14 protein-coding genes and 1 other annotated feature are annotated in these 15,005 nt (G+C 28.6%); of the genes, 4 read left to right on the forward strand and 10 right to left on the reverse strand.

Features of this window, described 5'->3' with window-relative positions:
* Positions 1-80: 80 nt before the first annotated feature.
* The 6 genes from TY07_RS11870 to purR form a co-directional block, all read right to left on the reverse strand.
* A complete protein-coding gene (locus TY07_RS11870; protein ID WP_042400078.1) occupies positions 81-1,490 on the reverse strand; it encodes a sensor histidine kinase in 1,410 nt (469 codons plus the stop codon).
* Positions 1,490-2,176: a response regulator transcription factor gene (locus TY07_RS11875; protein WP_042400081.1), complete on the reverse strand. Its 687-nt coding sequence runs from the start codon at positions 2,174-2,176 to the stop codon at positions 1,490-1,492. The genes TY07_RS11870 and TY07_RS11875 overlap by 1 nt, the downstream gene beginning before the upstream one ends.
* A gap of 141 nt (positions 2,177-2,317) precedes the next feature.
* Positions 2,318-3,277: a ribose-phosphate diphosphokinase gene (locus tag TY07_RS11880; protein WP_042400083.1), complete on the reverse strand. Its 960-nt coding sequence runs from the start codon at positions 3,275-3,277 to the stop codon at positions 2,318-2,320.
* Between the two features lie 67 nt (positions 3,278-3,344).
* The gene (gene glmU / locus TY07_RS11885) at positions 3,345-4,718 is read right to left on the reverse strand and encodes a bifunctional UDP-N-acetylglucosamine diphosphorylase/glucosamine-1-phosphate N-acetyltransferase GlmU (RefSeq protein ID WP_042400086.1); all 1,374 of its coding nucleotides are present in this window, start codon (positions 4,716-4,718) and stop codon (positions 3,345-3,347) included.
* A gap of 169 nt (positions 4,719-4,887) precedes the next feature.
* Positions 4,888-5,169, reverse strand: a complete 282-nt coding sequence (spoVG, locus tag TY07_RS11890) for a septation regulator SpoVG (RefSeq protein WP_042400088.1) — start codon at positions 5,167-5,169, stop codon at positions 4,888-4,890.
* 131 nt (positions 5,170-5,300) lie between these two features.
* The gene (gene purR, locus TY07_RS11895; RefSeq protein WP_042400092.1) at positions 5,301-6,116 is read right to left on the reverse strand and encodes a pur operon repressor; all 816 of its coding nucleotides are present in this window, start codon (positions 6,114-6,116) and stop codon (positions 5,301-5,303) included.
* Positions 6,117-6,438: 322 nt separating this feature from the next.
* Between purR and murC the strand changes: the two genes are divergently transcribed.
* Both murC and TY07_RS11905 read left to right on the forward strand, forming a co-directional pair.
* Positions 6,439-7,815, forward strand: a complete 1,377-nt coding sequence (gene murC, locus TY07_RS11900) for a UDP-N-acetylmuramate--L-alanine ligase (protein WP_042400094.1) — start codon at positions 6,439-6,441, stop codon at positions 7,813-7,815.
* 28 nt (positions 7,816-7,843) lie between these two features.
* Positions 7,844-8,662 (forward strand): purine-nucleoside phosphorylase, encoded by an 819-nt coding sequence (locus TY07_RS11905; protein WP_042400097.1) that lies wholly within the window; start codon positions 7,844-7,846, stop codon positions 8,660-8,662.
* Between the two features lie 87 nt (positions 8,663-8,749).
* On the opposite strand, the gene TY07_RS11910 is transcribed toward TY07_RS11905, so the two are convergent.
* Positions 8,750-9,475, reverse strand: a complete 726-nt coding sequence (locus TY07_RS11910; protein ID WP_042400099.1) for a DUF421 domain-containing protein — start codon at positions 9,473-9,475, stop codon at positions 8,750-8,752.
* 126 nt (positions 9,476-9,601) lie between these two features.
* Entirely contained in the window at positions 9,602-10,678 is a 1,077-nt protein-coding gene (locus TY07_RS11915) for a M24 family metallopeptidase (protein WP_042400101.1), read from the reverse strand.
* 195 nt (positions 10,679-10,873) lie between these two features.
* On the opposite strand from TY07_RS11915, the gene TY07_RS11920 reads away from it, so the two are divergent.
* Entirely contained in the window at positions 10,874-11,572 is a 699-nt protein-coding gene (locus tag TY07_RS11920) for a metallophosphoesterase family protein (RefSeq protein ID WP_042400103.1), read from the forward strand.
* Between the two features lie 147 nt (positions 11,573-11,719).
* On the opposite strand, the gene TY07_RS17365 is transcribed toward TY07_RS11920, so the two are convergent.
* Complete coding sequence (locus TY07_RS17365) at positions 11,720-12,322, reverse strand: cytochrome b5 domain-containing protein (protein ID WP_052330710.1); 603 nt, start codon at positions 12,320-12,322, stop codon at positions 11,720-11,722.
* Between the two features lie 97 nt (positions 12,323-12,419).
* Positions 12,420-12,655: a binding site (T-box leader), on the forward strand.
* A gap of 78 nt (positions 12,656-12,733) precedes the next feature.
* On the opposite strand from TY07_RS17365, the gene asnS reads away from it, so the two are divergent.
* Positions 12,734-14,128: an asparagine--tRNA ligase gene (gene asnS, locus TY07_RS11930; RefSeq protein WP_042400105.1), complete on the forward strand. Its 1,395-nt coding sequence runs from the start codon at positions 12,734-12,736 to the stop codon at positions 14,126-14,128.
* A 228-nt stretch (positions 14,129-14,356) separates the two neighbouring features.
* Here the strand turns inward: asnS and nrdG are convergent, their stop codons facing one another.
* Positions 14,357-14,863 (reverse strand): anaerobic ribonucleoside-triphosphate reductase activating protein, encoded by a 507-nt coding sequence (gene nrdG, locus TY07_RS11935; protein ID WP_042400107.1) that lies wholly within the window; start codon positions 14,861-14,863, stop codon positions 14,357-14,359.
* Positions 14,864-15,005 lie beyond the last annotated feature (142 nt).

The following is a 15,005-nucleotide window of genomic DNA, read 5'->3' on the forward strand; positions in this document are numbered from 1 at the left end:
AAAATATCTATAATGATTAAACACTATAAGTATTTCAAAATTAATATTAGAACTAATTTTTGATCCTAAATTAATATTTTTTAACTATTTCTTTGCAATGTAAAAGTAAATTTAACACCCTTTCCTTCTACATTATTTACCCATACATCTTGATTATGCTGCGTTAAAATTAATCTTACTATTGGTAAACCAAGTCCTGTACTTATTTTATTCGTTCTTGATTTATCACTTTTATAAAATCTATCCCAAATATGATTAATATCCTCTGGAGAAATAGTCTCTCCAGAGTTAAATATGCTTACATATATTTTTTCACCTTTTGTAGATATATTTACTTCTATTTGCCCATTATCTTCACTATACTTAATTGCATTTTCTAATAAATTAGTTACAACTTGAAGAATTCTATCTCTATCTCCTATTGCAAAACAACGATTTTCATGAAAAATAGCTTTAACATTTAATCCTTTGGCCTGTATTTTACTTTCTAAGTTTAATATACATAAACTTATTGTTTGATTAATGTCAAATTCAGAAATATTTAAATTAAATTTTCCTGATTCCATAGCTGACATATCTAATAAATCATTTACTAATCGTGCTAACCTATCAATTTCATCGTATACTATTTTTAAATAGTAATTTTCCTTATCTTTAGGTATGACACCATCTAATATTCCACCAATAAAGCCTTTAATAGATGTAATTGGTGAGCGTAGTTCATGAGAAACGTTTGAAATGAATTCTTTTCTTATAATATCTGATTCTTCTATAGATTGCGCCATTATATTAAATGACTGAGCAAGTTCTCCTATCTCATTATCATTAATCACCTTAACTCTTTCATCTACATCTCCCTTTGCCAACCTCTTTGCAGCATTATTTATTTCTTCTATAGGCTTAACAACTAGCAATTCAGCAAAATACTTTACTATAGCTGCAGCAACTATAACCGCTAAGATAACAGCAACCCATATAATAATTATGGTATGTTTTACACTTCTTTTTTCCTCTTGAAGCATAATAATATATCCATCTAATTTTTCATTTGAATAAATAGGCTTTATAAAAGCACCTAGATTTTCATTTGAATAATCCTTTATTAATTTCTTTGAATACTCCAACTTATTTGAAGTTGGCACTTTATTTGAACTTATATCAATATTTGTGTATTTAAGATAGTCGTATTTACTATTTGAAACTATATATACATATCCAAGTCTATCTACAATAATCCCATCCATATTATTGCTTAAACAGGCTATTTCCAATAGTCTACCAATTTCTTCATAGCTTCCTTCCTGAGACTTTAAATAGCTACCAACAGCCTCAGAAACAACATCTAATTGCTTATTTAATGATTCTACTGTTCCATTATAATCATTTTTATAAAACCAAATAGTTAAAACCAATCCTACTAATATTAATAATCCACCAGTTATAGAAGAGAAGGTTATTATTAGCTTTCTTACTATGCTATTTTTCTTCACTATCTCACCTCAAACTTATATCCAACACCCCATACTGTTTGAAGCTCCCACTCATCTCCACCTTTAACCTTTTCTCTTAATCTTTTAATATGTACATCAACGGTTCTTGAATCTCCTGGGTAATCATATCCCCAAACTTCATACATAAGCTGTTCTCTAGTAAAAACTTTATTTGGATTGTTGGCCATAAAATGAAGTAACTCTAACTCTTTTGGTGCTAATTTCACATTTTTTCCTTTATACGTTACTTCATATGCTCCAATATCAATAGTTAAATCTGAATATTTAATAACATCTTTTGATTGATTATCCACTGCATATCTTCTTGTTACAGCCTTAACTCTAGCTAATAATTCCTTTGGATCAAATGGTTTTACCATATAATCATCTGCTCCTAATTCTAAAGCAAGTACTTTATCAAATACCTCTCCCTTTGCTGTAAGCATTATTACAGGAATATCACTATTTTTTCTTATATGTTTTAATACATCAATACCATCTTTTCCTGGCAACATAACATCTAATATTACTAATCCGATATCCTCTGTCATTACAATATTACATGCATCATTTCCATTAAAACATTTTTTAGTGCTATATCCCCCACTTTGTAAATACATATCTATAAGTTCATTAATATGAATATCATCATCTACTATTAATACTTTTCCTAACTTATCATCCATTTTTATTCACCTTCCTTAACTAATATTCTATACTATAATTTAAAAAACTCTAATAAAATTTCAATAAAATTTACATTTGTAACACATTATTTAAAAAAGACTAAAAAAATAAGCTGTTGCATTTACAACAGCTTATTTTTATTAGTTCTCAAATAATTTACTTATTGGTTCATCATCATATATTCTCTTAATTGCCTCTGCAAATAACGGAGCTACAGAAATTGATTTAAACTTTTCTAATCCTTCTTGTTCTGGAAGTGGAATTGTATTTAACATAACTAATTCTTCAATAGCAGAATTATTAATTCTTTCAAATGCTGGTCCTGATAACACTCCATGAGTACAACATGCATAAACATTCTTTGCACCTAAATCTTTAAGTGCATTTGCTGCATTTGCTATTGTTCCTGCTGTATCGATCATATCATCAATTAAGATACATCTCTTTCCGTTTACTTCTCCAATAATATTCATTATTTCAGAAACATTTGCTTTTGGTCTTCTTTTATCAATAATAGCAATTGGTGCATTTAACTTATCAGCAAACTTTCTTGCTCTTGTTACGCTTCCTAAGTCTGGTGATACAACAACTACGTCATCTTGATCACTAAATCCTCTTTCTACAAAACTTTTTGCTAAAATAGGTGATCCTAAAAGGTGATCAACTGGTATATTAAAGTATCCTTGAATTTGAGCAGCATGTAAATCCATAGTTAAAACTCTATCTGCTCCAGCTGCTGTTAATATATCAGCAACTAATTTTGCTGTTATCGGATCTCTTGATTTCGCTTTTCTATCTTGTCTAGCATATCCATAGTATGGTATTACTGCTGTAATTCTTCCTGCAGATGCTCTTTTAAATGCATCAATCATAATTAATAATTCCATTAAATTATTATTAACTGGTGAGCTTGTTGATTGAACTATAAATACATCAACCCCTCTTACAGTTTCATTGATATCTACGGAAATTTCTCCATCACTAAATGTAGAAACCTTTGCATTTCCTAATGGTAATCCTAATAAATCTGCGATTTCCTTTGCTAATTCAGGGTGTGAATTCCCTGTAAATATTTTAATTTTCTTTCCATGAGCTATCATAATTGTGAGACCCTCCTTAATTTGCAACATTACTTGTCACTTTTTTATCTTATAGTAAATATTTATATTATTTTTTCTTAATAAGACCTCTTTTATCTACCCAGCCTTCAATATTTCTTTGTTTAGCTCTTGCCACAGCAAGTTCACCGCTATGAACATCATTTGTAATTGTTGATCCAGCAGCTATATAGCTATTATCTTCTATTGTAACTGGTGAAATTAAATTTGTATTACATCCTATGAAACTGTTATTTCCAATTACAGTTTTATGTTTATTTGTTCCATCATAGTTTACTGTAACAGTACCACATCCAAAATTACAGCTTTCTCCAACTTCGCTATCTCCAACATAAGTTAAATGAGATACTTTAGTATTATTACCTATAGTAGATTTTTTTATCTCAACAAAATCACCAATTCTTACATTATCTCCCACCACAGATTCTGGGCGAATATAAGCAAATGGTCCAACTGTAGTATTATTACCAACTGAACTATCTAAAATTACTGATGATTGTATTTCTACATTTTCTCCAATTATACTATTATTAATTCTTGAATTAGGGAATAATGTGCACCCTTTTCCTATTTTAGTATTACCTTCTAATACATTTCCAGGATAAATAATAGTGTCTTGCCCTATTTCAACATCAGCTCCAATATAAGTTGTCATTGGATCTATAATAGTAATTCCATTATCTAAATGCTTATTATTAATTCTTTTTCTTAAAATAGCTTCAACTTCAGAAAGTTGTAATCTTGAGTTAACACCTAATGTTTCTTCATGATCTATTACAAGAGCTCCTACTCTCTCAGCTTTGTCTTTTAACATTTCAATTACATCAGTTAAATAATATTCGCCTTGAGAGTTATTAGTAGAAAGATTTCCTAAACATTCAACTAACTTTTCAATTTCAAAACAATAAATTCCAGAATTAATTTCTTTTACTTTAAGTTCTTCTTCATTACAATCTTTATGTTCAACTATTTTTAATACTTCATCCCCATTTCTTATAATTCTTCCGTACCCTGAAGCATCATCTAAAATAGATGTTAAAATTGTTGCACTGTTATTATTTTCTTCATGTATCTTAAATAATTTAACTATTGTATCTTCTTTTATAAGAGGTGCATCTCCATTAAATACTGCTACTGTACCACTTTTATCTTTTAAAAATTCCATAGCACATTTAACTGCATGCCCTGTTCCTAACTGCTCTTCTTGAAGAGAGTAGCTTACATTTCTAGAACTAGTATTAGACTTAACTAATTCTGCACCTTTTCCTACAATAACGTTTATATCTTCTATTTTACTTTTTCTTAATGTATCAATAACATGATTAACCATTTCTTTTCCACAAACTTTATGTAAAACTTTAGGTAAATCAGATTTTATTCTTTTCCCTTGACCTGCTGCTAATATTAAAGCACATTTATACATTAACTCACCTCTCAATAAATTTAATGGACAAAACCTAATCTTTTTTTAAAAACGTTCGTTCATATTTCCTATATATTATATTGCATTAACTAAAGTATTTCAACACTTCAAATTAATTATAAATTAAAAGGAGTATATGCTAATCCATATACTCCTTTTATTTAAAATATTATTCACTTATAACAACGTTTTCTTCTTCCATTGCTTCTTCATAAGCTTTTAATATGGAAGTTTGAATTTTTTCCCTAGTATCAGTATTTATTGGATGAGCAATATCTTTAAATTCCCCATCTGGTGTCTTTCTACTTGGCATTGCAATAAATAAACCATTTTGTCCTTCTATTACTTTGATATCATGGACAACAAACTCATTATCAAATGTTACAGAAACTATAGCTTTCATTTTTCCTTCTGCTGCTATCTTTCTGATTCTAACGTCTGTGATTGTCACTTCACTCCACCTCCAGTTGCTTTATAATAAATATATTTCTATAAAAAGTTTAAAAATCCTTTTTTTTACTTAATTTTTTTTAAAATTTTCCACTATTTTAAAAATTTATTATTTTGCAACTGAAATTAATTCTATTTTATTAATTCTGATGGATTTACTATAAGCTTATTATTTTCTTTATCATATTCTAAATCAATAATTGAAACATACTCATCAGTTCTTTTATTTTGTATTCCAACATTATCTACTAATACACCTGTTCCAACTAATTCACTATCAAATTCACTTAAAAGGTCTTTTATTCCTTGAGCTGTTCCGCCACCTCTTAAGAAATCATCTATAAATACACATTTACTAGATGGCTTCATACATTTTTTAGCTAATGCCATTTGTTGTATTCTTCCACTTGTTCCTGATACATAGTTAATTGTAACTGTTGATCCTTCTGTAACCTTGTTATCTTTTCTTATTATAACTAATTCTATTCCTAAGCTCTTAGCAACTTCATATGCTAAAGGAATTCCTTTTGTTTCTACTGTTACTATATAATCTAAATCCATACCTTGAAAATGAGATGCTAGTATTACACCTGCTTTACTTACAATTTGAGGGTTATACATTATATCAGTTAAATACACAAAATTACCTGGTACAATTCTCCCCTCTTCTAATAAAGCTTTACATAATTCATTTGCAAATTCTTCTCTTGCCTTTTGTCCCATAGCAGGAATAAATTTAATACCTCCAGCTGCACCTGAAATTGTTTCTATTGAACCCATTTCTAATTTTTCTAAAACTTCTCTTACTATTACTATATCTTCACTAATAGTAGACTTGGCAGCATTTAACAATTCCGAAAATCTATTTAACCCAATAACCTTATTAGGAGTTTCTATTAATATCTTTGTTATGGCAACAACTCTATTGTTTCTACTTAATTTTTCCACCTAACTCACCTTCCTTATTTTCTCAAAAACACGAATTATTTCAATTTCCTCATTCCGAATATTCATATTTTATTCTAAATTAGTTATATTATCAATAGGTTTTAGCTTATTTCTTTATAAATTATTAATATTATTTTATATATTATTAAATCTATAATTTTTTTCTTTATACTTTTTTCTATTTTAAACATATTCTTAATATAATTTTGTTCCTATTTATAAGAAATTATTTTATATATTTTTTATTTTTTGTGTTCAACCTAGCAAATTTGTATATAATTATAAATATACATTTATTAATAGAATTAAAGGAGTTGATATCTTGTCTTTTGATTTAAATACAGATAAAAATAAAAAAGTGCATTTCATAGGAATTGGCGGAGTTAGTATGAGTGGACTTGCTGCTGTCCTATTAACAAAAGGATATAAAGTATCTGGTTCTGATGCTAAAGAATCAGAAGTTTTAAATAAATTAAGAAAATCTGGCGCCGAAATTTACATAGGTCATAGAAGTGAAAACTTAAAAAATGTTGATTTAGTAGTATATACGGCTGCAATTTCTTCTACTAACCCTGAGTTAATAGAAGCTAAAAATCAAAATATAGAACTTATGGATAGGGCAGAATTCTTAGGTTATATAATGAAAGGCCATAAATATAATGTTGCAGTTGCAGGAACTCATGGTAAAACAACAACAACTTCTATGCTTTCACATATAACTTTAAGTGCAGATTTAGATCCTACAATATTAGTAGGTGGAGATGTTGATGCTATTCACGGTAACTTTAAAATTGGAGAAAGTGAATACTTTGTTACAGAAGCATGTGAATATAAAGCATCATTTTTAAAATTCTTCCCATATATAGGAATTATATTAAATATAGATGCTGATCATTTAGATTATTACAGAGATATAAATCATATAGAAGATACATTTAAAAAATTCTCTGACTTAATTCCATCTGATGGTTATCTAGTTGGATGTGCTGAAGATTCTAGAGTTGAAGAAGTATTAAAATATGCAAAATGTAATACTATAAGCTATGGTTTTACTAAAGGTGACGTAACAGCTACTAATATTTCATTTAATAATAAGGGATGTGCTTCATTTACAGTATGCAAGAATGGAAAATCATTATTTGATGTTACTTTAAATACAACTGGTAAGCATAATATATTAAATGCCCTTTCTGCAATTTGTACATCTTTAATTTTAAATATCCCAACAGAAGCTATTATTGAAGGTTTAGCTAACTGTAAGGGTGCTCATAAGAGATTTGAATTTAAAGGTGAATTTAAAGGAGCTACTATAATAGATGATTATGCTCATCATCCAGTTGAAATAAAAGCAACATTAGCTACTGCAAAGTTAATTAAGCATAACAAAACTTATTGTGTGTTCCAACCACATACTTATACTAGAACTAAAACTCTTTTTGATGAGTTTACAACTTGTTTTGCTTCTGCAGATGAATTAATTTTAATGGATATTTATGCTGCACGTGAAAAAGACACTGGATTAGTATCTTCTGAGGAACTTGGAAATGCTATAAGAAAGACAGGATTAAATTGCATTAATGTTCATAGCCATGAAGAAGCAGCTAACTACTTAGCATCTAAAGTAGAATCTGGAGATTTAGTTCTTACAGTTGGTGCCGGAGATGTTGTTAAAGTAGGAGAAATGCTTTTAAATAAATAAACTAAAAGATAAAAACGAGGTGATTTTAATGGATTTATTAACACAAATTAAAGCTTCTGCTGATTTTATTTTAAAACAAAGTAAGTATAAACCTGAAATCGGATTAATACTTGGCTCTGGATTAGGTTCATTAGCTGATGCTATAGAAGATGCTGAATATTATAACTATGCTGATATTCCAAACTTTCCAACTTCAACAGTAGAAGGTCATGCTGGACGTTTAGTTATAGGTAAGCTTGGTAATAAACAAGTTGTTGCTATGCAAGGAAGATTCCACTATTATGAAGGTTATTCATTAGATAAAGTTACTTTTCCTGTAAGAGTAATGAAATTATTAGGGGTTTCAAAGCTTATTGTAACTAATGCTGCTGGAGCAGTTAATGAGAGCTTTAATGCAGGAGACTTAATGCTTATTACTGACCATATTAATTTCTCTGGTTCAAACCCATTATTTGGACATAATATTGATGAATTTGGACCTAGATTCCCAGATATGTCTGAAGCATATAATTTAGAACTTAGAAATAAAGTTTTAGAAGCAGCTAAAGAATTAGAAATTAAATTACAACAAGGTGTATATGTAATGTTCTCTGGACCTACATATGAAACTCCTGCTGAAGTAAGATTTGCTAGAATTATGGGTGGAGATGCTGTAGGTATGTCTACTGTTCCAGAAGTAATTGTTGCAAACCACAGTGGAATTAAAACAGTTGGTATTTCTTGCTTAACAAATATGGCTGCTGGTATTTTAAATCAACCATTAAACCATGAAGAAGTTATTGAAACTTCTGCTAAAGTTAAAAATGATTTTATAAAATTAATGAATAAAGTAATTGAAATAATATAATAACAAAGCTACACACAAATTAGTGTGTAGCTTTGTTATTTATATAACCTTACTTTCTTTCAGCAACTCAGTTAATTATTTTAACATTTATTCTATACCAAACTTGTTTTCTATATTAAAATCATCAGGGTACTTTTGTGAAATAATAAGCTTTTTATTTTGATCTATACCGGCATAAAAAATATCTTCAATATTATTTATAATTTTCCTTTTAAGTTCAGACTGTAACCAATTTTGATCTATACCAGCTATTTCGAGATTCTTATCTATTATTTTTCCATCAATTATAATATCATTTATTAAAGAAAGACTCTTTACCTTTAAATTCATATCATCTGGAGTTATTGGCTTTTTATTAGCCTTTATTAAAGCTGATAATTGACCATTACTCTCCATAATTGCAAATTGTACATCCTCTAAATTGAAAACATCCTTTTCTCTTAACTTCATCATAAGTTCATTTATTGAAATCCTAAGTTTTTTCATATTTTTATCAATAATACGTCCATTTTCTATTAATATCAAAGTTTTAGCATTTATTATCCTTCTAGCTGTATAGCTTTTTAAATTTAAATAACTAGTTGCTATAGTTAACAATGTAAAAATTATTAATGCTATAGTTCCAGAAAGAACTACATGATCCTTATCAATTATAATTTTAGCAATCATTGATCCTATAGAAACACCCATTATAAAATCAAAAAATTTCATTTGCGAAATAATTTTTATACCGATTAATTTACTAAGAATCAGTGCTAAAACATATATCAAAATACCTTTAATTATTGTGCTAAATAATATACTACTATACATTTAAAATTAATCCCCTTATTTAAATATAGTTATATTTTGAGTAAGTTGATTAATTTTATTCATAATAATATTCTAAATTAAAATCTCATTTACTTATGATATTGTTAACTTTTCATTACTCTAAAACTATAATACAGTTATTTCCTTAGTAACAGTATTTAATACTTCACAGCCATCCTTAGTTACAAGAACTAAGTCTTCAATTCTAACTCCTATGTTATCTTTTAAGTAAATTCCAGGTTCAACTGAGAATATCATACCTGCTTTAACTTCTTCATCATTTACTGAACTAACATTTCCAAAATCATGAACTTCAATACCTATACTATGTCCAGTTCTATGAGTGAAATATTCTCCATAACCAGCTTCAGTAATTAAATTTCTAGCAGCTTTATCAATATCAGAGAATTTAACCCCTTCCTTTATTATAGAAATAGCTTTTTCATTTGCACTTTTTACTATGTTATATACATGAGCATGCTCTTTACTTGGTTCTTTACCTATAAATACAGTTCTAGTCATATCTGAACAATAATTTTTATATCTTCCACCAATATCTAAAACAACACTATCTCCAACTTTTATTTTATCCTTACCTGTTCCATGATGTGGATCTGCACCATTAGGACTTGTAGCTATAATTGGAGAAAATGAAAATCCTGAAGCACCCTCTTCTTCATATATTTCAGATAAAAGATTTGCATAATATTTTTCTGAGTAACCTTCTTTTAAATTACTCCAAAGCTTTAGCATTACTGCATCGTTTATCTTAGAAGCTTCCTTCATTATTTTAATTTCTTCTTCATCCTTTATCATTCTTAATCTATCAATTATAGGTGATGAGTTTACAAAGGCCTTAATAACATTTCTCCCCATAAGGTCTATTAAAAAATGAGATGGTAAATCTTTATCAACGCCTAAAACTTCTCCCTGTTTTACTATCTTCTCTAATCTATCTATTGGATTTTCAATATCATCATACCAAACAATTTCTACTCCTAAATCTTCATTAATAGGAAATAGCTTATTTACAAGAAACTTGTGATTACCATTAACATCTAAATATAATGCAACTAATCTTTCTCCTGAATGAATCATCTTTCCTGTTAAATAAAAAATTGATTCTGCTGAAGTTATAATTAATTGTGGAATTTTACTTTCTTCCATTTGTGATAATATCTTTGTAACTCTTGAAATTTTCATGTCTTACCTCCATATTGTATCTTTATTTTATTATTTTTATCATAACTTAATTTTTTTATATTATCCATAATATTATTTATAACTTTTATCGTATTTTTTTTCTTTATAGTGATATAATTATTTTATAATAACTACCTTAATTTTAATAGAGTCATAGAAATTTAGGGTTTCAATCAAAAGGTGGAGGATAACAAAATGAAAATAGCAGTCATGTCAGATATTCACGGAAACATATATGCACTAATGAAAACACTTGAAGATATTGATGAACAAAATGTTGATAAAATAATATGCCTAGGAGATTTAGTTGGATATGGTCCTCATCCTAATGAAGTTGTAGCACTAATAAAAAGAAGAGAAATACCTTGTGTAAAAGGAAACTATGACGCTTCTGTCGTAGATGGAGATTTTACCTATATTAGAAATACAGCGATAAATTCATTTGCACTACCTTGGGCTTGTGAAGAAGTTAGAGTTGCTAATAAATACTATTTAGACTCACTTCCAACCTCATTAAAATACACTTTTAATGGTGTAAACATGCTTTTAACTCATGGTAGTCCAAACGCAATTAACGATTATCTTTTTGAAGATGATGAAAAGACTAAAGAAATTATGTCACAATATGAAGGCGATGTATTAGTCTGTGCACATACTCATATTCCATTTGCTAAAAAATATAATAATAAACTATTAATTAATGTTGGAAGTGTGGGAAAACCTAAAATAGGAAAACCAAATCCAACTTATGCACTTATTGAAATTAATGATAATGGTGAAGTTAAGGTTACATTTAAATATTTAGAATATGAATATAAAAGAATCATGAAAGATTGCACTATGCTAAACTTTCCTAATTCAATTACCTCTTCATACGAAACAGGAAAAGAATAACTTAACTTAGTTTAGTTAGTAGTTTGAAGTTAAGGATGAAACTCCTTAGGAGTTTCTAAAAAATATATTTTAAAGTCTACTTACGGAGATTTTATTCCTTAACTCTTAACTACTGACTCAAAACTACTAACTAAACACTTTTAACTACTAACTTTTAATGGTTCCTACAATTCTTAATTTGTTCAAAATATATTTTTCATCTTTATGACAAGTATTGAAATACTCTGTTAAATCCCTTCCAGCATATAATCCATAATGCCTACCATCGCGCCACTCTTTAATTGATGTCACATCATATACAGTTCCATCAATAACAACATAAGCTAAACTTCCATCACTTCCATCAAATTTAGCTATTTCATCCATTGTGTAATATCTCAATTCCTCTCTACTACTAAAATCATGCTTCTTCCCTGATTTTTTCTCCCTCTTTGTTTCTTGTTTAGTCGATTTTTTTTCTTCTTTTTCACACTTTTCCGTTTCTGATAACTCACTCTTAACTTTTTCTATTTTTTTATTTAATCCATCTATTTTCTTTTCTAAAATATCTATATTCTTTTCTGCTATATCTATTTTTGCTATTTTTTTTAATTTATTAGCCTCTTCATCCAAGTATTCACTTATTTCATCAAAAACATTCTGCATAACCTTAATAATGGTTTCAGCATATTCCTTAGGGTATGTTTGTAATAAATTCTTTAGTTTATTTATTTCACAATACTTTTGTTCTAAGAAATCTTTTTTAGCCATACTTTCCTCCAAAAACATTCTTTAAATATATATTATGAATTTAAGTTGCAAATGTTAGCAAAGTATTGTAAAATCGTATTAATAAAATTACAAACTTTTATTGACTATGATGAGAAGAGTAACTTTTGAAGGTAGTTTTAGCGAGTAAGGGATGGTGTAAGCCTTATACGAAATCAATAGTGAAGAACATCTCTGAGTTTCTAACTGAACTTTAAGTAAGTTTATTTACTTAAATATTAGGCTTAGACGGCTAAATGTCGTTATTAATTTACTAAGTGGCCTTTTTTAGGCAATTTGGGTGGTACCACGTAAGTAATTCCTTTCGTCCCATATATTTTGGGGATGAAGGGATTTTTTTATTGCTTTTATTTAATTTTGAAATAATAAATATTTTATTAACAGGAGGTTATTATGGAAAAAGTAGTTTTAGTAAAATCACTTTATAGAAACACATCAGAATACTTATCTAAAGAAGTAACAATTTCAGGTTGGATAAGAACTCTTAGAGCATCTAATGCTTTTGGATTTATCGAAGTAAATGACGGATCTTTCTTTAAAAATATTCAAGTTGTTTTTGATAACAAATTAGAAAACTTTAAAGATATTTCAAAGTTACCAATAAGTTCATCAATTAAAGTTATTGGTACATTAGTTGAAACTCCAGAAGCTAAACAACCATTTGAAATTCAAGCAAAAGAAGTTGTAATTGAAGGAATGTCAGACTCTGACTATCCATTACAAAAGAAAAGACATACTTTTGAATACTTAAGAACTATTGCACACTTAAGACCAAGAAGTAATGCTTTCTCTGCAGTATTTAGAGTTCGTTCTGTAGCCGCTTATGCTATCCACAAATTCTTCCAAGATCAAGGGTTTGTATATACAAACACACCAATCTTAACTGGAAGTGACTGTGAAGGTGCAGGTGAAATGTTTAAAGTTACTACTTTAGACTTTGACAATGTTCCAAGAACTGAAGATGGAAAAGTTGATTACAAAGAAGACTTCTTTGGTAAGGAAACTAACCTTACAGTTTCAGGACAATTAAATGCTGAAACTTTTGCTCTAGCATTTAGAAATGTTTATACTTTTGGTCCAACTTTTAGAGCTGAAAATTCAAATACAGCTAGACATGCTGCTGAGTTCTGGATGGTTGAACCTGAAATAGCATTTGCTGATTTACAAGATGATATGGAATTAGCAGAAGCAATGTTAAAATACGTAATTAAGTACGTTATGGATGAATGTCCTGAAGAAATGGCATTCTTCAACCAATTCGTTGAAAAAGGATTATTAGATAAGTTAAATCACATCGTAACTTCTGACTTCGGAAAGGTAACTTATACTGAAGCGGTTGAAATGTTAAAGAACTGTGGTAAAGCATTTGAATACCCAGTTGAATGGGGTGTAGACCTTCAAACTGAACATGAAAGATATTTAACTGAAGAAATATTTAAGAAACCAGTATTCGTTACTGACTATCCAAAAGACATTAAAGCTTTCTATATGAGACTTAATGATGATGGAAAGACTGTTGCAGCAACTGACTGTTTAGTTCCTGGAATAGGTGAAATCATCGGTGGTAGCCAAAGAGAAGAAAGACTTGATGTATTAAAAGCTAGAATGGCTGAATTAGGTCTTAATGAGGAAGATTACTGGTGGTATTTAGAGCTTAGAAAATATGGAGAAACTAAGCATGCTGGATTTGGTCTAGGATTTGAAAGATTAATAATGTACATCACTGGTATGTCAAATATCAGAGACGTTATTCCATTCCCAAGAACTACTGGTCAATCTGATTTCTAATATATTAGAGAACTACTGCATTTTTTAATGCAGTAGTTTTTTTAATTTTTTTCAAAAGTATGTATAGAACTTCTAATAACTGTACATAATTATAATGTAAATATAAAACCTGTAATATACAGGTTCCCATCCCCCCATTATTTAAAAAAAGCGCTTATGCGCTTTTTTTGTTTATAAGAAAATAAGGATATTAATCTTATAAAACATAAGTTAATATCCTTAAAAATTTTATCCTATAACTATTATATTGCCATATTCTAGACTTTTTTTTACATCAATTATGCGTTGATTAGTCGAACCTTTAAATTTCAATTCTTCATTTCTATTCATTATTTCAAATCTACCATCAACTAATACATCTATATTATTCAATAACATTCTTATATTTTCATTTTTTTTCATAAGCTCTAAAAGCTTCTCAAAAGTATATCCTGTATAACACCATATATTTAAATTAGCTTTCTTAAATGCCTTTGCCATATAAGCAAAACTATGAGCTTGTTCTATAGGATCACCACCACTAAATGTTACTCCTTTTAACATAGGATTATCTAAAACATCCTTTATCAATTTATCCATATCCATAATTTCTCCACCATCAAAACTATGTGTTTCTGGATTAAAGCAACCTTCACACTTATGTTTACAGCCCTGGGCAAAAAACACTCTCCTCATTCCAGGTCCATTTACTAAACTTTCATAGGCTATTCCTGCTAACCTCACAGTTTTATTCATATTTAACTGACCTCCAAAAGCATTATGATTTTATGCTTTATCTAATTGCTAGCCATTGTAACACTCCAACCTATTCAGGTGGAAGATAACAACAGACATTCCTCTATACAATAAATTTTAACCTTAAAATAGAATTAATACT

The organism is Clostridium saudiense (genome assembly GCF_000577815.1).
GTDB classification, from domain to species: domain Bacteria; phylum Bacillota; class Clostridia; order Clostridiales; family Clostridiaceae; genus Clostridium; species Clostridium saudiense.

Coding starts and splice junctions, on each gene's coding strand:
- TY07_RS11875 (WP_042400081.1), bottom strand. CDS start 2,176: ATGGATGATAAGTTAGGAAAAGTATTAATAGTAGATGATGATATTCAT.
- TY07_RS11915 (WP_042400101.1), bottom strand. CDS start 10,678: ATGAAAATTTCAAGAGTTACAAAGATATTATCACAAATGGAAGAAAGT.
- TY07_RS17365 (WP_052330710.1), bottom strand. CDS start 12,322: ATGGCTAAAAAAGATTTCTTAGAACAAAAGTATTGTGAAATAAATAAA.
- TY07_RS11905 (WP_042400097.1), top strand. CDS start 7,844: ATGGATTTATTAACACAAATTAAAGCTTCTGCTGATTTTATTTTAAAA.
- glmU (WP_042400086.1), bottom strand. CDS start 4,718: ATGTATAAATGTGCTTTAATATTAGCAGCAGGTCAAGGGAAAAGAATA.
- asnS (WP_042400105.1), top strand. CDS start 12,734: ATGGAAAAAGTAGTTTTAGTAAAATCACTTTATAGAAACACATCAGAA.
- TY07_RS11910 (WP_042400099.1), bottom strand. CDS start 9,475: ATGTATAGTAGTATATTATTTAGCACAATAATTAAAGGTATTTTGATA.
- TY07_RS11920 (WP_042400103.1), top strand. CDS start 10,874: ATGAAAATAGCAGTCATGTCAGATATTCACGGAAACATATATGCACTA.
- TY07_RS11880 (WP_042400083.1), bottom strand. CDS start 3,277: ATGATAGCTCATGGAAAGAAAATTAAAATATTTACAGGGAATTCACAC.
- nrdG (WP_042400107.1), bottom strand. CDS start 14,863: ATGAATAAAACTGTGAGGTTAGCAGGAATAGCCTATGAAAGTTTAGTA.